This window comes from Streptosporangium sp. NPDC050148 (assembly GCF_055586505.1).
This window is the reverse complement of sequence record NZ_JBVJIA010000023.1, coordinates 61,017-77,582: the sequence shown is the minus strand read 5'-3', so window position 1 is coordinate 77,582 and position 16,566 is coordinate 61,017. Positions and strand designations below refer to the sequence as shown.

The following is a 16,566-nucleotide window of genomic DNA, read 5'->3' as shown; positions in this document are numbered from 1 at the left end:
CGAGGTCGAGGTCGAGGTCGAGGTCGGCGAAGAGTGCCGGCGTCCGCGTCAGTAGCGCAGGTCCGCCAGAACGCCGTAATGGTCGGACGCCACCACCCCGTCGACGGGCTCGTCTCCGATCACCTCGCAGCGCACCGGATGGCCCGCGCCGCCCCGGCGCGGCCAGGCGGACAGCACATGGTCGATCCTGCGGTCGGGCCACAGCGCCGGCGCCGCCCACGGGTTGGCACCGGCCCAGGTGTACCCGCCGTCCCGGCTGTTCCCGGCGGCCGTCCAGGCGTCATAGAACACGAGGCCGGGCGTGGCCGGGACGGACTTACCGGTCAGCATGCGCAGTTCGTCGCTGTCGGGGTCGGCGTTGAAGTCACCGCACAGTATCGTCGGGTGCCGACGCCGCTGCGTCCCGGCGATGAAGGCGGCCACCTCGCGCAACTGCCGCCGGCGTTCGCCGCTGTGCTCCAGCCGCCAGGTGAGCGCCACCACGTAGACCTGGATGATGCCGCGCGGGCCGTCGATCCTGGCGTACAGCACCCGGCCGCCGGTGTCTGCCTCACCCGTGAGCCTGCGCGACTCGTGCGCGCCGATCGGCCAGCGCGACAGGACGGCCAGGCCGGAGCGCACCCCGTCGACCTCGGGGTCGCCCTCGAACACATGGTGCGGAAGGCCGAGCCGTGCGCCCTGCCCGTCCCATGCCTCCACCAGCCCCACCACGTCGGGGTCGTGCCGTTCCAGAGTCACGCGGATCGCGGCCTCACGACGCTCCCACGGACCGTACCTGCCCCACACGTTCCAGGTGACGAGCCGGAACGTCGTCGTGATGAGCGGCCCGTAGGGTTCGGTGATGTCGTAGGCCATCCGTCTCCTCCTGGCCGGTTCCGACCTTCGAAGCTCCATCCTCCGGGAGCCGCTCCCGGCGTACAACGCCGTCCGGCGAGAGCTGCGACCTAAGCTCACTGCACAGAGGTTCCGTCCATCCCGAGCATTCGCCGAGGTGGGCGGCCGGTTCACCATCGACGGCAGGTCGCCCCACCTGCTGCACCGCCGGCGCACACCCGCGGACCTGCGCGGACCGCACCTGCGCACGGACGAGATCCTCCACGCTCTTCGTCACCGGCCACCGTACGGGGTGAGTGCCGAACGCCGGCTGGGGACGACGGAGCGGGTGTTACGGGCCGTGGCCGCCGGGATCGCCTGGAGCACGATCACCGGCCGTCCGAGATACTCGATCCCGACCTGGTCCGCCACGCGAGTGACCTGCGTAGCGTGACGGCGACGGTGAGGTCGAAGCACCACCGCAGGACGTCGCCACGGTGCGGTACTCGTTGCTCGAGCGGATCACCCTCTGAAGAACCCATTCGAAAGGATCCCCGGTCCCATGACAGAGCGCCAGGCACTTCCGTACGACACGACCGACACCGTCTCCGCGTTCGGATTGGCCCTGCACCACGTCCAGCTGGCGATCCCGCCGGGCAGTGAGGACGAGTGCCGCGAGTTCTACGTCGATGTGCTCGGCATGACCGAGGTACGAAAGCCACCGGTGCTCGCCGCGCGGGGTGGACTCTGGGTGCGGGCGGACCGGTTGGAGATCCATCTCGGCGTCGAGGAGGACTTCCGGCCGGCGCGCAAGGCGCATCCGGGCATCCTGGTGACGGATCTGGACGGCCTCGCCGAACGTCTCACCGACAAGGGAGTGGAGATCACCTGGGATGACGACTTCCCCGGTCATCGCCGCTTCTACGTGTTCGACGTGCTCGGCAACCGGCTTGAGTTCCTCGGTCGGGAGAAGGAATGAACCGGTCGGACCTGTCGGTCATGGGAAGCGGGGCAGGGCCAGGCGGTCACGGTGGAGCGCCCTGCGGACGAACGACCGTGACCGCCTGGCCCTGGTTCACTCGGCTCCGACTTTCGGGGGACGGCGACCAGCCGGCAAGTTCGCGGCTGCCCGGACAATCTCGACCGTGTGAGCCCGGTCGAAACGATGTCACGTCGTCGACGCCCCACTGAGCGCGACGACGAGACTGGCGGTCGCGAGCATGAACGCAGCCGATGTTCCGACGTATCGCTCCGGCTTGCTCCGGGACACCGCATTGGGGATGACACTGAGCGCAGCGAACCCGAACACCGCCCAGGTGCCGACAGCTGCGACGGGCTCTGCCACTACGTCGATCCAGCCGGCGCGGTCCAGGACCACGCCTGCGAACGCGACATAGAGCACCAGCACGATACCGCTGCCGACCCGCAGCGGTCCCGGGAGGACCCGATGCTGCCCGCCCCATGCAAGGCTCCCCCATGGCGCGCCGCACACGAGCGCTAGTTGTAAGCCCGACAGCAGGACGAGGACGACGACGAAGAGGACGACGAGGACAGGCACCAGTTCGTTCATGAGATCGTCCTCCCGAGGGCGAGGTACATCACTGGAGAGTTACGATATGTCGCGTTGCATTCTGGGTCAAGATATATCGCGTTCACTATGCTCGCCATATGGTCGGCGCGTTGATGCAGGACGCGAGCACCCGGATGGGGGCCGCCCTCTGGGGCGACGCGTAAGAACTGCAACCCCGGCAAGGTCAGAAGATCAAAAAGGCCCTCTCCCAAGTCTCGGGAGAGGGCCTCTGACCTGCGGAGGCTCGGGAATTTGAACCCCGGATGGGCGGTAAACCCAAACCGCGCTAGCAGCTCTGATCTTGCCCGTCCCGATCGGTCCAACCTGGACCAATGGGCACCGCCGGCCCCACATCGGTAGCGGCCTGGAGGATCTCCTCGGCCGAACCCGCAGCGATCCAGCGGACGAAAAGGTAGTGTTCGGGCAGGAACGTGGTACCGGCGGGATGGTCGCCGAGAACAAGGGCCTTGCCTGGCCCGACATCGATCAAACCGATGTAGCCGTCAACCTCGCAGGCTCGGCCGTAGTCTCCCTCATCGTCGGGGTGATCCTCCGGTACACCGTTCCAGTACCGGCAGGCCGACTCCGGAACAACGATGTGCGGCCCGCCCAGCGTGGTGACCCAGAACGGATCTCCATCGCCCGACTGCTCCATGCACGAAGGGGACATGATGGTCAGAGTACGGCGAGAAGCCGACAGAAGGGTGCAGCTAACCTTCTAACCCGTAGGTCCCCGAACGGCGTACAGGACCGCTCAGAGCCGTCCGCCGCGCTGCTCGTCGGGACTTTCAGCGCACAAGAACTGGCGCATCCGCACCTGGGCGAACGAGAACAAGGTCAAGCTGCTGTTCACCCCGACCTATGCCTCCTGGGCCAACCCGATCGAGGCGCACTTCGGCCCGCTGCGCCCGTTCACCCTGGCCAACTCCGACCACCCCAACCACACCGTCCAGACCCGGGCCCTGCACGCCTACCTGCGCTGGCGCAACGCCCACACCCGCCACCCCGCCCTCTTGGCGGCTCAACGTCGCGAACGCGCCCGCATCCGCAGCGAGAAAGGCATCCGCTGGGGCGGCCGACCACTTGCGCCCACAGGGTGAGCCCCACCCGCTCGTTGCGCCACGTCGACGAAAAGGACAGCTCGCATCCCATGCAGATCCTGCAGGCCAATCGCGCTCTGCTGAGCCGGCTGCTGCCGGGCGTCGAAGCGGAGCATCTCACCGTCCGTCAAGGGCAATTCCATCAGGTGGTGATCGGCTCAGACCGTGTCGTGTGCCTGCCTCGCACCGAGGCCGCTGCCGCCCGGTTACCGCACAGGGCCGCCGTCTTGCGCCTGCTCGCCGGGTTCGATCTCGGCTTCCGCACGCCTCGGCCACTGCTGGAGGGCGGCGCTCAGGGCACGGACAAGCTGTCGTTCCTGGTCCTCAGCCGCGTTCCCGGAGACCCGCTGGAGGCCGACGCACTCGAAGATCCCCAGATCGCCGAGGCCGCGGCTGCGCAGTACGTCACCCTGCTGACCGAGCTGGCCCGGATCGGCCAGCAGGAGAAGGTGCGAGCGGCCCTACCGGCACCACGAGATCGGTGGCGGCGGTTCGCAGCGGACGTCCGCGCCGAGTTGTTCGAGTTCATGTCCGATGCCGGACGCCGGCGAGCCGAGCGAGAACTCACTGCGCTCGACGGCCTTCCCCAGGTCAACGCAGCGGTGGTGCACGGTGACCTCGGTGCCGAGAACGTCCTATGGGAGTGCCATGACGGACTGCCAATCCTCAGCGGGGTGATCGATTGGGATGAGGTGACGATCGGTGATCCCGCCGAGGACCTTGCGGCCATCGACGCCAGCTACGGCAGCGACTTCCTGAATCAGGTCCTCGCGCTGGGCGGCTGGTCAGACAGCACGATCACCACCCGCATCGCCGTCATCCGCACGACCTTCGCCCTGCAGCAGGCCCTGTTCGCACACCGGGACGGCGACGAAGAACAGTTGGCCGACGGTCTGACCGGCTACCGCTGAACTCACTCCCACCGTGATCGTCGTCCACCCTCATCGCCGGTGTTGACCCAACCGGCAAGCGATCCCTGAAAACGTGTCAGGCCATCGGCCTCTCCAACGGCACTCGTGTCCACAACTCGGTGATCGTTTCCGGTCACAGCACTAGGACTGCAACTATGAAGTCCTTGAAGATCGAAAAAGGCCCTCTCCCAAGTCTCGGGAGAGGGCCTCTGACCTGCGGAGGCTCGGGGATTTGAACCCCGGATGGGCGGTAAACCCAAACCGCATTAGCAGTGCGGCGCCATAGACCTGACTAGGCGAAGCCTCCTGGTTGCCGTTCGGCTCAGCACAGAGTACCGGCCATCCGGCGAGGCGGCAAAGCGGTTGTCGATCGCGCCCCGGGCAAGAGTTGGGGAAGAGTTATCCACAGATGGTGGATAACTCTTCCCTGCCCTGTGGACAAGTCGGGGAGTCCGCAGACGGGGAGGGCGGAAGTGCTGTGGATTCCCAATCGGTGGGACGCTACATCTCACACAATGGACGATTTCGGTGGGTTCTCGCCCCCCGGAAGAACTGGGCTCGCCGCCCCGGGAAGACCCGGGCTCGCCGCCTCCAGGAAGATCCGGGCTCGCCGCCTCCAGGAAGATCCGGGCTCGCCGCCTCCAGGAAGATCCGGGCTCGCCGTCCCGGGAAGACCCGGGCGACCCCGGGCCGCCCGTGAGGATCAGGCGGCCGGGTTGGCCTCGCCCTCGATCTCGATCTTGATCTTCTTGCCGACCAGGACGCCACCGGTCTCCAGCGCCTGGTTCCAGGTCAGGCCGAACTCCTCGCGGTCGATCTCGCCGGTGATCGAGAAGCCCCAGAGGGTCTGCCCCCACGGGTTGGTGCCGGCGCCGCCGTACTCGACGGTCAGTTCGACCGGCTTGGTGACGTCACGGATGGTGAGGTCGCCGACGAGGGTGAACTCGTCGCCGGAGTGGCCGAGCACGCGGGTGCTGCGGAAGGTCAGGTCGGGGAACTTGTCGGCGCCCAGGAAGTCGTCGCCGCGCAGGTGGTTGTCGCGGTCGGGGGCACCGGTGTTGATGCTCTCCGCCTTGATCGTGATCTCCGCGGAGGAGTCCAGCGGGTTCTCGGCGATGGTGACGGTGCCCGCGAACTCACCGAAGTGGCCGCGAACCTTGCTCACCATCATGTGCTTGACGAGGAAACCGACCCGGGTGTGGGCGGCGTCGAGAACGTAGGTGCCCGCGGCGGGAATCTGGAGGTTCTCCCAGGTGCGAGTGGTCATGCTGTGCTCCCGAGGGGTCGTTGCTGTGCAGATGGTTGCGACAACAGATTTCTACATGAGGAATATTCCTCACGTCAACTATCGTCGGATAGGGTGTGAACGTGATCCCCTTTGACGACTCCCGCCTCACGGCCATGGGCCTGCTCACCGAGGTCCACAGCGGCATGGCGGCGAAGACGAGCGTGCTCTTCGCGACCGCGGGACTCTCGGTGATCGACTTCGAGACACTGATCCGGCTGGCGCGTTCACCAGGGCAGCGGCTGCGCATGAGCGATCTGGCGGCGCAGACCAGCCTGTCCACGAGCGGGGTCACCCGGGTCGTCGACCGGCTGGAGCGCGAGGGACTGGTCGCCAGGCAGGCGTGCACCACCGACCGGCGTACCTCCTATGCGGTCCTCACCGAGGCCGGGACGGACCGGCTCGGCGGCGTCCTGCCCCAGCATCTCGCCGACATCGAGACCTGGTTCACCGGGCTGCTCTCCCCCGAGCAGCTCGATGCCTTCCTGGACACGCTCCGCATCCTCCGCGACGCCGTACGGCCCTGTGCGACCGCGGGAGCGGAAGGGGCGTCCACCGCCGAGCTCGCCGGGACGGAGTGCCCCGGCCCTCGCGACGCCGAGGGGCGTTGAACGACCGGGAAAGAGCGTCCCGCGACGGTCACCGGACGCCCTGGAAAACCGCACCGTCGAAGAGACCGCACCACCGAAGAGACCGGCCGTGGAAGAGATCCACCGCCGAAGAGACCGGCCACCGAAGAGAGCGCGCCGTCGAAGAGAGCGGACATTCCCAAAAGTGCCCGGCGCGGAACGTCAGGTCTGGGGTTCCAGCCGCCGGTTCTCCGGCGGGGCCAGGTCGCCGCGGAGCTTGGCCATCCCGCGCGAGACCGTGCTCTTGACCGTTCCGACGCTGATGCCCAGCGTCCTGGCGATCTCCAGCTCGGTCATGTCCTCGTAGTAGCGCAGGACGACGGCGGTCCGCATCCGGACGGGCAACCGGTCCAGCGCCTGCTCGACCCGTTCCGGCAGGTGCCTGTCGCCCGGGACCGCGGGCTCGGGGAGGTGCTCGGAGGGGTACTCCTCCAGTTTCCGCCGCCGCCACCAGGAGATGTTGATGTTGACCATCGCACGCCGCACGTAGCCGTCCAGCGCGGCGCGGTCCTGGATGCGGTCCCAGGCGAGGTAGGTCTTGACCAGTGCGGCCTGGAGCAGGTCCTCGGCGTCGCTGGGGTGGCCGGTGAGCCGGTGGGCGGCGCGCAGCAGTGTCGGGCCGCGGGCGACGACGTACTCGCGGAACTCCTCGTCGACTCCGCCGGCCACCGCGATCACCGCCCCGCGCTCCGGGTGCTCATGATGGCCACGATCGCAGCCGGAATCCATACTGCGGCTGAACCGGAACCTATATTTCATCTATAAAGGGCAAAGATCGGTTTCGATGGATGATGGACCGCATCCAAGGCATAGAGAACGGTTTGTCATCGGACGGACACCAATGCGTTCCACCAGGAAGGGGAACTTTAGTACCGGGGCGGACACCTACCCCGATTATTGGTGGAGCGGACAGCGGGATTCCGCGAAGCATGTGACGCTGGCTGCCACACCTCGCAGAACCTGGGGAGCGACGATGCCCTACCACAGCGCCGATCGCCGCCGCGTGCTGGCGGCGGCCGCGCTCGGCCGGACCGTCCAGGAGCCGGGACCTCTCCCCTTCGAGGGCGAGCTCCTGCACTCGATCAGCGGTACGGTCCTGGACGTCAGCCCGCATCTGATCGTCGTCGACACCCCCGACGGCCGCGAGGAGCGGCTCGTCATCGCCCCCTGGGCGACCGCCTGGCGGGGGGAGTCCATCAGCCCGGCCGACCTGCCGGTCGGTTCCAACGTGATCATCAAGGCGTTGCGGGCCGGCCGGGTGGTGGACCGGATCTGGGCGGACATCACCAGGATCACCGGGGTGATCCAGTCGATCGGCTCCGAGGGCAAGGACCGCACGGTGGAGCTGTACTGCGGGCCGCACCGCGGTCGGCGCACCATCGTCATCCCCTACCGTTCGTCGGGACGACTCCGGGTGAGGCACCCCCGGTTCGAGCCGGGGTACCTGTTCGACGCCATCGGGGTACGGGAGGGCGGCGTGTCGCAGGCCCGGCTGCCCGCGACCTCGCAGCCGCCCTACCGGTGGACGGCGGTCCCGGCGCCCTCCCCCGGGTACGGCGGCGTGCAGTCGCGCATCTCGGGCACGGCGACCTGGTCGGACACCTTCGACGACGACGAGCAGGGGGTGGCCTACCCCATGCTGGAGCGGGGCGACACGGCGTGCGAGGACGCCGGGGTGTCGTGCACCGGGTTGCCGTACCTCGCGCTGGGTTCGATGCTCAACGTGCGCAACGTCTGCGCCGGGCGCACCTCCGTCCTGCCGATCGTGGGGTGCGGCTGCCTGGCCGGCCGGTTTTGCGACCGCTGCCTGGAGTGCGGGACGTCCCCGCGCGGCCGGATCCTGGAACTGTCACCGCACTCCTTCGTGGAGCTCGGCGGAGACCTGACCACCGGGTGCTTCAACGCCCGGCTCGGAATGGGGTGACACAGATGCTGACGACGATCGCCATGGGGCAGTTGCCCGTCGTGCTCCTGCTGCTGGCCGCCGGTACGGCCGCGAAGGCCTGGACGGTCGCGCGGGCGGCGGAGCCGGGCACGCTGAGCAGGCTGGGGCCCGCCGTGCTGGTGACCGAACGCTGGCGCCCGATCGCGATGCTCGGGTGCGCGGTCGGCGAGCTGGTCCTGGTCGGCGGCCTGCTGGCGACCGGGCATCCGTTCTTCCGGTGGGGGACGGCCGCGTTCTTCGCCGTCTCCACCTACGTCCTGTGGGAGCTGCGCCGCCGTCGGCCGGACGCGGGCTGCGGCTGCTTCGGCGAGGTCAGCGCCATCCCGGTGGGCCGGCGGTCGCTGGGCCGGACGGTGGTGCTGACGGCCATGTCCACGGGGCTGGTCTGGCTTCCCGCGGTCCCCGGCTGGGAGATGATGGCCGCGATGACGTGGGGGCACGTCCCGGCCACGCTCGGCGGGCTGCTGCTGCTGGCCGCGCTCTCCCCGGAGATCGAGGAGGCCGTGGCCAGGCTCCGCCACCGGGCGCCCTGCGAGCAGCGCCGTCTGGACCCGGTCACCGCGCTCGGCCGGCTGCGGTCGAGCACGGTCTGGCGCTCGCACGCGGAGCTGTTGTCGGGCACGGAGCCGGTCGACAGCTGGCGCGAGCTGTGCTGGCGGTTCTTCGTCTACCCGGGACGCAGTCACACCGGCGACGCCGTCGACGTGGTCTTCGCGGTCTACCTGAGCGGGCGACACCCGGCGGTGCGGGTGGCCATGGTCGGCTCCGACGGCCGTCCGGTGACGGGTGAGCCTCTCGGCGAATCTCTACCGATATCGGCGGGACGCTAGAGAGCCCTAGATTTTTCTAGGGCAGCACGATGTGACTCTATACGGCTCTCTAGCTTCCCCACTAGAGAGCCGTATAGAGGGCTATCGGCACCTCCACAGGATATCGAACATGCGTTCGTCATACCGGTTGTGAGCGCAGGAATTTTCCAAAATGTGGCACGGTGAAGGCGATCAGCCCGCGCTCGGCGCTGTAGATCAGGCCCTTCTTGATCAAGCTGTCGCGCGCCGGGGAGAGGCTGGACGGCTTGCGCCCCAGCCCCTCGGCCACCTCGGACGTCGCCACCGGCTCGTCGCCGATGGCGGCCATGGCGTGCATGTAGTCGCGCTCGGCGGGGGTGGCCCTCTCGTAGCGGCTGCCGAAGAACCCGACCGCGAGCTCCTCCTCGGCCTCGGGCGCGGAGACCCTGATGTCCTCGGCGGTGATCGGGCTGCGCAGCGCCAGGTCCCAGGCGACCTTGCCGTACGCCTGGACGAAGTAGGGGTAGCCGTCGGCCGCCACGTAGAGGGCGTCGAGGGCGTCCTGGGTGAACTCCACCCCTTCGCTCTCGGCCGGGGCGATGAGCGCCAGGTCGGCGGCCTCGCGGTCGAGACGGTCGATCCGGGCGTAGCGGAAGAGCCGCTCGGAGTAGCTCTTGCTGGCCGAGAGCACGCTGGGCAGGTGCGGCAGTCCCGCGCCGACCACGATCAGCGGGCCACCGCTCTGGGAGAGCTCGTGACAGGCCGCGCAGAGCGCCGAGACGTCGGGGGCCTGCACGTCCTGCATCTCGTCGATGAAGAGCGCGATGCCGACCCCGAGGTCGGTGGCGACCGCGGCGGCGTCGACGAACAGCTCGGTGAGGTCGATCTCCAGGTCCCCGGAGTCGGCGCGCCCGCGACCGGCGGGCACGTCGATCGCGGGCGACCAGTGGGAGGTGCCCTTGGCGGCGGACGGGTCGCGCATCGCGAACGCCTTGAGCACGCCGAGGAACTCCTCGATGCGCTCGGGCGCCCGATGTCGCGGGGCCAGCTCCCTGACCGCCATGTGCATGGCGGCGGCCACCGGGCGGCGGATCGACTGGTCCGGCCGGGCCTCGATCTTGCCGGTGCCCCAGAGCCGCTGCATGGCCATCGACTTGAAGGTGTTGAGCAGGACGGTCTTGCCCACGCCGCGCAGCCCGGTGACCACCATGCTGCGCTCCGGGCGGCCACGGGCCACCCGCTCCAGCACGATCTCGAACTGCTGGAGCTCGCGGTCACGTCCGGCGAGCTCCGGGGGGCGCTGCCCGGCACCGGGCGCGTAGGGATTGCGAACGGGGTCCACGCTCTCGGACTTTATGACGGGATATAGCGGTCGGCTTAGATTTCCGTAGAAAGACCTACGGCGTGTCGCCGCGCGGTCCGTCCGATCGGGGGCGGGAGGGGCGGGCGCGGTGGGCGAGATCGCGAGCATCACCGTGGACCCCCCTTCACCTGGGCGGACGTCAGACCGAACCCGTGTTCGATCCCGTGCCCATGACTGTAGCGCGGGTTCGAACACAGGCGCGATACGTTTCGGTGAAAAGCCTCCCCAAGGAATCCGGGTTCCGTGCCACCCGCCCGCGGACCGGGGCCACCCGCCTCGGGCCGAGGCCGCTCGCCCCCGGGCCGAGGCGATTCGCCCGCGGACCGAGACCGCTCGCCTACGAACCGGGCCGGATCCGCGCGACCGTCACGGGACGTCCACGGCGTACCGCCTCACTCCCGGACGGTCAGCCCCATCGAGCGCGCGGTACCGGCGACGATCTTCTCGGCCTGGTCGAGGTCGGTGGTGTTGAGGTCGGGCAGCTTGGTCCTGGCGACCTCCCGCAGCTGCGCGCGGGTGATCGTGCCCACCGCCTGGTGACCGGGGCGGGAGGCGCCCCCCTCCAGGCCGATCACCCGGCGGATCAGCGAGGCCGTGGTGGGCATCTTGATCGTCAGCTCGAACGAGCGGTCCTCGAACACGGTGACGACGACGGGGACGACGAACCCCCGCCGGTCCTGGGTGGCCTCGTTGTACCGGCGGCAGAACTCCATGAGGTTCAGGCCCAGCGGGCCCAGGTCCTTGCCGACGGCGGCGGGACCGGCCTCACCGGCCGGGAGGTGGAGGGTGGCGATCCGGTTGATCTGCTTTTTCGACATGCCGGGGACGCTAAAGTCTCCCGTAACTGGAGGCTCAACGGAATAATCACGCCATGAGCTACACGATCGGACAGCTCGCCAGGCTCTCCGGGCTGCCGGTGAAGACGATCCGGTTCTACTCCGACATCGGGGTGCTCCCCGAGCGCGGCCGTACCCGCGGCGGCTACCGCCTCTACGGCGACGAGGACCGCGGGCGGCTGGAGCTCGTCAGGACGCTGCGCGAGATCGGCGTCGACCTGGCGACCATCAGGTCACTCGGCGAGCGCGACCTGGGCGAGGTGCTCTCCCTGCACCTCCGTACGGTGGAGACGCAGATCAGGGCGCTGCAGCGGACCCGGGCGGTGCTCAGGGCCACGCTGGAGCGGGACGAGCCCACCGACGACGACCTGCGCCGGCTCAACGCCCTCGGGCGGCTCGGCGCGGCGGAGACGACGAAGCTGGTGAACGAGTTCGTCGACGACGTCGCCGGCGAGAACGCCGCCAGGCAGGAGTGGCTCGGCGGCCTGCGCGCGGCCATGGTGCCCGAGCTGCCGGACGAGCCGGGCATCGAGCAGCTCGACGCCTGGCTGGAGCTGACCGAGCTGCTCGGCGACGACGACTTCCGCGCCGGTCTGCGCGAGATGGGCGGCGACTTCTGGGAGAAGGCCGACCGGCTCGACCCGGCGGCCTTGATCGAGGCCGACACGCTGGTCACGAGAACGGCGCTGGCCGCGGTACGGGACGGCGTGGCCCCGGGGTCACAGGCCGCCGCGCCCGTCGTGGCCGGGATCGTCGCGGTCCTGGCGGAGGCGCGGGGGTGCGCCCCGGAGGTGATCGTGCGCAACTACGCCGAGCACGACCCCCGCGCCGGGCGATACTGGGAGCTGGTGGCCGTGGTCAACGGCACACCCTGGCCGCCGGAGTCCGTGGTCGCCCACGAGTGGATCGCCGCCGCGGCGGCCTCCCACCTCGGGTGACCGGTCGTTACAATGGTTTTTTGTCGCTTTTGTCTGTTTTTCGAGAGGGGCGGCATATGCCAGGTTCCAGATTCGCGATCCGTACGCGGGCCGCGCTCGCGACGGCCACGGGCTGCCTGACCGTGGCCGCGTGCGGCGTCGCGACCTCCCCGGCCGCCTCTCCGGCCACCTCCGCTCCGGTGGCGCCCCCCTCGGCGAGCCCGTCCGCGACCGGGGTGGCCGTCCCGGAGCCGACCGGCGCGACGCCCACGGCCGCGACACCGACGGCCGGTCCGTCCACCACGGCGTCGCCGACCCCGGCGGGCCCGCCGGAGTTCTCCGCGAAGGTCTCCCGGGTCACCCGCGAACGGCTCCGGTACTCCTGGCGGCCCGGATGCCCGGTCCCGGTCGGCGACCTGCGGCTGATCACGATGACCTACTGGGGCTTCGACGACAGGCCGCACACCGGCGAGCTGGTCGTGCACGAGGAGGCCGTCGACGACATCGTCTCCGTCTTCCGCCGCCTGTACGGCTGGCGCTGGCCGATCTACAGGATGCGGCTCGTCGACGTCTACAAGGGCGACGACTTCGCCTCGATCGACGCCGACAACACCTCGGCCTTCAACTGCCGCCCGGCCACGGGGTCGAGCAGCTGGTCCAGGCACGCCTACGGCCGGGCCGTCGACATCAACCCGCGCGAGAACCCGTACGTGTACGCCGACGGCTCGGGCTCCCACAGCAACGCCCGCAAGTTCCTCAAGCGCCCCCTGAAGGCTCCCGGGGTGATCAACCCGGGCGACCGCGTGGTCAGGGCCTTCGAACGGGAGGGCTGGGAGTGGGGCGGTGACTGGTCGGGCGTCAAGGACTACCAGCACTTCTCCATGGGCGGCGGCTGAGCTCGCAGGCGGCGCCGTCCCCTGAGACCTGAACCGCGCGCCCTGACCCCTGAGGCCCGGCCCGCGGCTCGCCCCCTCACGCGTTCTTCGTGCTCCTGCTCGTCCTCGGCATCGGCCCGGCACATCGGCGCCGGGTCACGCCTCGCGCGGTATGCGGTCGGCGGGCATGCCGGGCCCGATCACGGCCCGGATCTCGGCCGGGTCGTCCACGCGGCCGCAGTGGGCGCACACCGTCTGCGGGCCGACCTCGCCGCCGCACACCGAATGGGTGTAGAGGATCGGCGGCTCCCCGTCGGTCGCCCACCGGTCGCCCCACTCCGAGAGCGCGACCAGGGCGGGCGCGAGCGCACGCCCCTTGTCGGTCAGCAGGTACTCATGCTGCCCGGACTGCCCGGAGTGCCTGTGACGCCGCATGATCCCTGCCTCGACGAAGCCGTCGAGCCGGGCCTTGAGGACGTTGGTCGCGATGCCCAGGTTGCGCTGGAAGTCGCTGTAGCGCGTCGCCCCTCCGAACAGGGCGTCGCGGATGATCAGCAGGCTCCAGCGCTCGCCGACCATCTCCAGCGAGCGCGCGATCGAACACACCTGTGAGTCGTAGGTCTTTCCCAGCATGCGTCCGATTCTACCGAAGGCGCTTGCATCATGAAAGCGACTCGGTTACGGTTACTTGCATGATGCAAGTAAATCAGGACTTCACCGTCACCTTCCCGGTCGGCCGGACTGTGCAGGAGGCCTTCGAGCCGGATCACCGACCTGGCCGCCACCGGGCCGCACGGCGCCTGACATGACCGCGACCGCGGGAAAGACCGTACCGATCACCGGGGCGTGCGCGTCCGACGACGAGGAGACCTGAAATGACCACACCGAGACTCGGCAGCATCCTTCTCGGCACCACCCGGCCGGTGGAACTGCGCGACTGGTACCGCAGGGCACTGGCACCGGACCACCGGGGCGAGGGGCCGATCGATCTGGGCGGGTTCCTGCTGGTCATCGAGGAGCGCGACGACGTCGGTGCCGGGAACGGCGAGCCCGGGCGGATGATCCTCAACTTCCACGTCGACGACTTCGACGCCGTCGAGACGCGACTGCGGGCGGCGGGTGTGGACTGGCTCGTTCCTGTCGCGGACCGCCCCTCCGGCCGCTTCGGGACGTTCGCCGACCCTGACGGGAACACCCTTCAGATCATCCGGTTCACAAGGAGCGCATGAGCGCGGCGCGCCGCAGGGGTCACGGCAGCGGTCAGCCGTACACCGGTGAGACGTTGGGCTGGAGCAGTTCCCACCGGTTGCCGTACAGGTCCGAGAAGAGGGCCACCGTGCCGTAGGGCTCGCGTCGCGGGGTCCCCTCGAAGACGATGCCCGCCGCCGTCATCCGCTCGTGGTCGTGGACGAGGTCGGCGGTGGAGAAGACCAGGCCGGTCTGTCCGCCGACGCGTGCCTCCTGCTCGGGAGTACGGGCGCGGGCGAGCAGGAGCGCCGTCTCCCGCGCGCCTCGCGGCCGTACGGTCACCCAGCGCTCGCCGTCGTCCATGAGCCTGTCCTCCAGGAGGTCGAGCCCGAGGGTCCCGGCGTAGAAGGCGACGGCCTCGTCGTAGTCGCGCACGACCAGGGTGAAGAGCGCGAGATGCGTCCAGTGGGCGCCGTTCCCGAACGGGCCGGCCTGTCCGGGGTGCCGCGGCCACGCGGGCGGATCCGCGGCGAGGGCCGACTCCTGGAGATCGGTGATCGTCCGGACCACCCGGACGGCCAGCAGGCCGGCGACGATCGGCAGGACGGTGCCCGCGACGAGAGCGACGGCCTCCGGCCCGTTCAGCCTCCCCTCGACGAACCTCACGGTCACCCCGGCCACGGCCCACGACAGCAGCCAGGCCGACCACCACGCCCGGATCAGGCCGGAGCGGCGGACCCTCAGGAGATCGGTCCCGGGCCACAGGCCACCGGGCCGTGACGTGGCCCAGATGTCGTCGACGATCCCCTTGGGGACGAAGAGGCAGAGGTAGGGGATCCAGCCGAGGATCAGGTACGACGTGGGATAGGTGTGGAAGACCCCCGGGAGATCGCGTAGGCGTTGGCACGGGCACGGAACAGCCAGCACAGGAAGGCGACCCCCGCCACGAGGTACAGGAGCCCGCCCAGGACGTACCACGTCAGGACCGCCGGTCGTGCCCACTTCTCCCCGCCGAGGAGCTGCAGCACCGACACGACGGTGGACGCGACGCAGACCAGCGCGATCGAGACGACGACGACCGTCGCGAACGGGCGGATCGGACGCAGGGGTCGAACCGGCACGGCGAACGCGCTCGTGGTCATGACATTCCTTCGACCGGGGGTGAGATCCGCGCCAGTATGCCGGATCATGACACGGCCGTACGGACGCGTCCCACGCCGTACCTCCGCTGGACGGCGGGGTCACGAACGGGACCTCGTCCGAAGGGCGCCCGCCTCCCGGGGGCGGGTCACGCGCTTCGGGCGGGTCCGCCGCGGGGCGCCGTTCCGGGGGGCTCCGGGGCCTGGGGCATCATTGGTCGCATGGCGGCCAGGGATGGGGACGGCTGGGCCCGGTGCGATCGCGGCCATCGGCACTGGGGCGTGCACGGTGCCGCCGGGCTGCTGGCCGTTCACCACGACGCCGCGGGGACCCCTCACATCCTCATGCAGAAACGCGCGTACTGGAGTCACCACGGCGGCACCTGGGGACTGCCGGGCGGCGCCCGCGACAGTCACGAGAGCGGCGTCGAGGCCGCCCTGCGCGAGGCGTCCGAGGAGGCCGTGATGGACCGCACCGGCCTGCGGGTGCAGGGCGTCTACCTCGACGACCACGGCGGGTGGTCCTTCGAGACCGTCATCGCCGAGGCCTCCGGGCTGCTGCCCGTGGCCCCCGCCAACAGCGAGAGCATCGCCCTGCGCTGGCTGCCGGTCGAGAAGGTCACCACCAGGAACCTGCACCCCGGCTTCGCCGAGACCTGGCCGGAGGTCGGCCTCGCGCTCGCCCCCTCCCTCGTCGTCCTGGACGTCGCCAACGTGGTGGGCGCCCGCGCCGAGCACGGCTGGTGGAACGACCGCGCCGGGGCGGCGGCCGGGCTGCTCGCCGAGGTCGGGGCACGCGCCGCCGACGGCCTGCGGGCCGTGCCCGACCGGGTTCCCGCGCTGGAGTACTGGTTCCCCCGGGTGTCCGCGGTCGTCGAGGGCGCCGCCCGCGGTGCCGCCCCGGTGCCCGGCGTCTCGGTGATCTCCGCCCCGGGGGACGGGGACGACGCCGTCGTCCAGGTCGTACGCGACTCCCGGCCGTGGGAGCGGGTGCTGGTCGTCACCGCCGACCGCGGGCTGCGCGGACGGGTCGCGGAACTGGGCGCCGAGGTCGTCGGCCCCCGGTGGCTGCTGTCGCAGCTGTGAGGTTCCCTCCCGGCACGCAGGGACGTCACGCACGACGACCGGCCGTCACGATCGCGACCGCTCCGAGCGGCAGACGTGGAACGTCGCGCACGACGGCCGTGGCCGTCGTCACAGCCGTGAC

Annotated in this window: 20 protein-coding genes, 1 tRNA gene and 1 pseudogene; 10 read left to right on the top strand and 12 right to left on the bottom strand. The window is 69.9% G+C overall.

Annotated elements, in window-relative coordinates:
* Window positions 1-48 precede the first annotated feature (48 nt).
* Window positions 49-855, bottom strand: coding sequence for an endonuclease/exonuclease/phosphatase family protein (locus tag ACZ6RT_RS25135; RefSeq protein WP_470156494.1), 807 nt, complete (start codon window positions 853-855; stop codon window positions 49-51).
* Between the two features lie 252 nt (window positions 856-1,107).
* The gene (locus tag ACZ6RT_RS25130; RefSeq protein ID WP_470156492.1) at window positions 1,108-1,245 is read right to left on the bottom strand and encodes a hypothetical protein; all 138 of its coding nucleotides are present in this window, start codon (window positions 1,243-1,245) and stop codon (window positions 1,108-1,110) included.
* A gap of 130 nt (window positions 1,246-1,375) precedes the next feature.
* On the opposite strand from ACZ6RT_RS25130, the gene ACZ6RT_RS25125 reads away from it, so the two are divergent.
* Complete coding sequence (locus ACZ6RT_RS25125) at window positions 1,376-1,792, top strand: VOC family protein (protein WP_399197188.1); 417 nt, start codon at window positions 1,376-1,378, stop codon at window positions 1,790-1,792.
* A 189-nt stretch (window positions 1,793-1,981) separates the two neighbouring features.
* On the opposite strand, the gene ACZ6RT_RS25120 is transcribed toward ACZ6RT_RS25125, so the two are convergent.
* Window positions 1,982-2,383, bottom strand: a complete 402-nt coding sequence (locus ACZ6RT_RS25120) for a hypothetical protein (RefSeq protein WP_470156490.1) — start codon at window positions 2,381-2,383, stop codon at window positions 1,982-1,984.
* Between the two features lie 286 nt (window positions 2,384-2,669).
* Window positions 2,670-3,038, bottom strand: coding sequence for an Imm21 family immunity protein (locus ACZ6RT_RS25115; protein WP_399197186.1), 369 nt, complete (start codon window positions 3,036-3,038; stop codon window positions 2,670-2,672).
* Window positions 3,039-3,077: 39 nt separating this feature from the next.
* Between ACZ6RT_RS25115 and ACZ6RT_RS25110 the strand changes: the two are divergent.
* Together ACZ6RT_RS25110 and vph are read left to right on the top strand one after the other, a co-directional pair.
* Window positions 3,078-3,483 (top strand): annotated as a pseudogene (locus ACZ6RT_RS25110) (transposase); the annotation flags it as partial.
* Between the two features lie 50 nt (window positions 3,484-3,533).
* Entirely contained in the window at window positions 3,534-4,394 is an 861-nt protein-coding gene (gene vph, locus ACZ6RT_RS25105; protein WP_470156487.1) for a viomycin phosphotransferase, read from the top strand.
* A gap of 217 nt (window positions 4,395-4,611) precedes the next feature.
* Here vph and ACZ6RT_RS25100 read toward each other — a convergent pair.
* Together ACZ6RT_RS25100 and ACZ6RT_RS25095 are read right to left on the bottom strand one after the other, a co-directional pair.
* Window positions 4,612-4,701, bottom strand: a tRNA-Ser gene (locus ACZ6RT_RS25100).
* A gap of 396 nt (window positions 4,702-5,097) precedes the next feature.
* Window positions 5,098-5,661 (bottom strand): YceI family protein, encoded by a 564-nt coding sequence (locus ACZ6RT_RS25095; protein WP_470156485.1) that lies wholly within the window; start codon window positions 5,659-5,661, stop codon window positions 5,098-5,100.
* A gap of 101 nt (window positions 5,662-5,762) precedes the next feature.
* Between ACZ6RT_RS25095 and ACZ6RT_RS25090 the strand changes: the two genes are divergently transcribed.
* On the top strand, window positions 5,763-6,290 hold the full coding sequence (locus ACZ6RT_RS25090) for a MarR family winged helix-turn-helix transcriptional regulator (protein WP_399197008.1): 528 nt from the start codon (window positions 5,763-5,765) through the stop codon (window positions 6,288-6,290).
* A gap of 180 nt (window positions 6,291-6,470) precedes the next feature.
* On the opposite strand, the gene ACZ6RT_RS25085 is transcribed toward ACZ6RT_RS25090, so the two are convergent.
* The gene (locus ACZ6RT_RS25085) at window positions 6,471-6,977 is read right to left on the bottom strand and encodes a SigE family RNA polymerase sigma factor (RefSeq protein ID WP_399197054.1); all 507 of its coding nucleotides are present in this window, start codon (window positions 6,975-6,977) and stop codon (window positions 6,471-6,473) included.
* A gap of 304 nt (window positions 6,978-7,281) precedes the next feature.
* On the opposite strand from ACZ6RT_RS25085, the gene ACZ6RT_RS25080 reads away from it, so the two are divergent.
* Together ACZ6RT_RS25080 and ACZ6RT_RS25075 are read left to right on the top strand one after the other, a co-directional pair.
* Window positions 7,282-8,232 carry a hypothetical protein gene (locus tag ACZ6RT_RS25080; RefSeq protein WP_470156484.1) on the top strand — a complete coding sequence of 317 codons (951 nt, stop codon included), beginning with the start codon at window positions 7,282-7,284 and terminating at the stop codon, window positions 8,230-8,232.
* Between the two features lie 5 nt (window positions 8,233-8,237).
* Entirely contained in the window at window positions 8,238-9,083 is an 846-nt protein-coding gene (locus tag ACZ6RT_RS25075; protein WP_470156482.1) for a MauE/DoxX family redox-associated membrane protein, read from the top strand.
* Between the two features lie 118 nt (window positions 9,084-9,201).
* Here the strand turns inward: ACZ6RT_RS25075 and ACZ6RT_RS25070 are convergent, their stop codons facing one another.
* Entirely contained in the window at window positions 9,202-10,383 is a 1,182-nt protein-coding gene (locus ACZ6RT_RS25070) for an ATP-binding protein (RefSeq protein WP_344891928.1), read from the bottom strand.
* A gap of 413 nt (window positions 10,384-10,796) precedes the next feature.
* Window positions 10,797-11,222 (bottom strand): 50S ribosomal protein L11, encoded by a 426-nt coding sequence (rplK, locus tag ACZ6RT_RS25065; RefSeq protein WP_399197005.1) that lies wholly within the window; start codon window positions 11,220-11,222, stop codon window positions 10,797-10,799.
* Between the two features lie 53 nt (window positions 11,223-11,275).
* Here rplK and ACZ6RT_RS25060 point away from each other — a divergent pair, with 53 nt between their 5' ends.
* Both ACZ6RT_RS25060 and ACZ6RT_RS25055 read left to right on the top strand, forming a co-directional pair.
* On the top strand, window positions 11,276-12,178 hold the full coding sequence (locus ACZ6RT_RS25060; protein ID WP_470156480.1) for a helix-turn-helix domain-containing protein: 903 nt from the start codon (window positions 11,276-11,278) through the stop codon (window positions 12,176-12,178).
* 56 nt (window positions 12,179-12,234) lie between these two features.
* Window positions 12,235-13,053: a M15 family metallopeptidase gene (locus ACZ6RT_RS25055; protein ID WP_470156478.1), complete on the top strand. Its 819-nt coding sequence runs from the start codon at window positions 12,235-12,237 to the stop codon at window positions 13,051-13,053.
* Window positions 13,054-13,188: 135 nt separating this feature from the next.
* On the opposite strand, the gene ACZ6RT_RS25050 is transcribed toward ACZ6RT_RS25055, so the two are convergent.
* Window positions 13,189-13,665 (bottom strand): winged helix-turn-helix transcriptional regulator, encoded by a 477-nt coding sequence (locus ACZ6RT_RS25050; protein ID WP_470156476.1) that lies wholly within the window; start codon window positions 13,663-13,665, stop codon window positions 13,189-13,191.
* Window positions 13,666-13,907: 242 nt separating this feature from the next.
* Here ACZ6RT_RS25050 and ACZ6RT_RS25045 point away from each other — a divergent pair, with 242 nt between their 5' ends.
* Window positions 13,908-14,261, top strand: coding sequence for a VOC family protein (locus ACZ6RT_RS25045; RefSeq protein WP_470156474.1), 354 nt, complete (start codon window positions 13,908-13,910; stop codon window positions 14,259-14,261).
* 31 nt (window positions 14,262-14,292) lie between these two features.
* Here ACZ6RT_RS25045 and ACZ6RT_RS25040 read toward each other — a convergent pair whose 3' ends face one another.
* Together ACZ6RT_RS25040 and ACZ6RT_RS25035 are read right to left on the bottom strand one after the other, a co-directional pair.
* Window positions 14,293-15,147 (bottom strand): VOC family protein, encoded by an 855-nt coding sequence (locus ACZ6RT_RS25040; protein ID WP_470156472.1) that lies wholly within the window; start codon window positions 15,145-15,147, stop codon window positions 14,293-14,295.
* Window positions 15,069-15,362 (bottom strand): hypothetical protein, encoded by a 294-nt coding sequence (locus tag ACZ6RT_RS25035; protein ID WP_470156470.1) that lies wholly within the window; start codon window positions 15,360-15,362, stop codon window positions 15,069-15,071. Before ACZ6RT_RS25035 ends, ACZ6RT_RS25040 begins: the two co-directional genes overlap by 79 nt.
* Window positions 15,363-15,581: 219 nt before the next feature.
* On the opposite strand from ACZ6RT_RS25035, the gene ACZ6RT_RS25030 reads away from it, so the two are divergent.
* Entirely contained in the window at window positions 15,582-16,445 is an 864-nt protein-coding gene (locus ACZ6RT_RS25030; RefSeq protein WP_399196998.1) for an NUDIX domain-containing protein, read from the top strand.
* The last annotated feature ends 121 nt before the right edge of the window (window positions 16,446-16,566 follow it).

Coding starts and splice junctions, on each gene's coding strand:
- ACZ6RT_RS25135 (WP_470156494.1), bottom strand. CDS start 855: ATGGCCTACGACATCACCGAACCCTACGGGCCGCTCATCACGACGACG.
- ACZ6RT_RS25125 (WP_399197188.1), top strand. CDS start 1,376: ATGACAGAGCGCCAGGCACTTCCGTACGACACGACCGACACCGTCTCC.
- ACZ6RT_RS25120 (WP_470156490.1), bottom strand. CDS start 2,383: ATGAACGAACTGGTGCCTGTCCTCGTCGTCCTCTTCGTCGTCGTCCTC.
- ACZ6RT_RS25115 (WP_399197186.1), bottom strand. CDS start 3,038: ATGGAGCAGTCGGGCGATGGAGATCCGTTCTGGGTCACCACGCTGGGC.
- vph (WP_470156487.1), top strand. CDS start 3,534: ATGCAGATCCTGCAGGCCAATCGCGCTCTGCTGAGCCGGCTGCTGCCG.
- ACZ6RT_RS25095 (WP_470156485.1), bottom strand. CDS start 5,661: ATGACCACTCGCACCTGGGAGAACCTCCAGATTCCCGCCGCGGGCACC.
- ACZ6RT_RS25080 (WP_470156484.1), top strand. CDS start 7,282: ATGCCCTACCACAGCGCCGATCGCCGCCGCGTGCTGGCGGCGGCCGCG.
- ACZ6RT_RS25075 (WP_470156482.1), top strand. CDS start 8,238: ATGCTGACGACGATCGCCATGGGGCAGTTGCCCGTCGTGCTCCTGCTG.
- rplK (WP_399197005.1), bottom strand. CDS start 11,222: ATGTCGAAAAAGCAGATCAACCGGATCGCCACCCTCCACCTCCCGGCC.
- ACZ6RT_RS25060 (WP_470156480.1), top strand. CDS start 11,276: ATGAGCTACACGATCGGACAGCTCGCCAGGCTCTCCGGGCTGCCGGTG.
- ACZ6RT_RS25055 (WP_470156478.1), top strand. CDS start 12,235: ATGCCAGGTTCCAGATTCGCGATCCGTACGCGGGCCGCGCTCGCGACG.
- ACZ6RT_RS25050 (WP_470156476.1), bottom strand. CDS start 13,665: ATGCTGGGAAAGACCTACGACTCACAGGTGTGTTCGATCGCGCGCTCG.
- ACZ6RT_RS25045 (WP_470156474.1), top strand. CDS start 13,908: ATGACCACACCGAGACTCGGCAGCATCCTTCTCGGCACCACCCGGCCG.
- ACZ6RT_RS25035 (WP_470156470.1), bottom strand. CDS start 15,362: ATGACCACGAGCGCGTTCGCCGTGCCGGTTCGACCCCTGCGTCCGATC.
- ACZ6RT_RS25030 (WP_399196998.1), top strand. CDS start 15,582: ATGGCGGCCAGGGATGGGGACGGCTGGGCCCGGTGCGATCGCGGCCAT.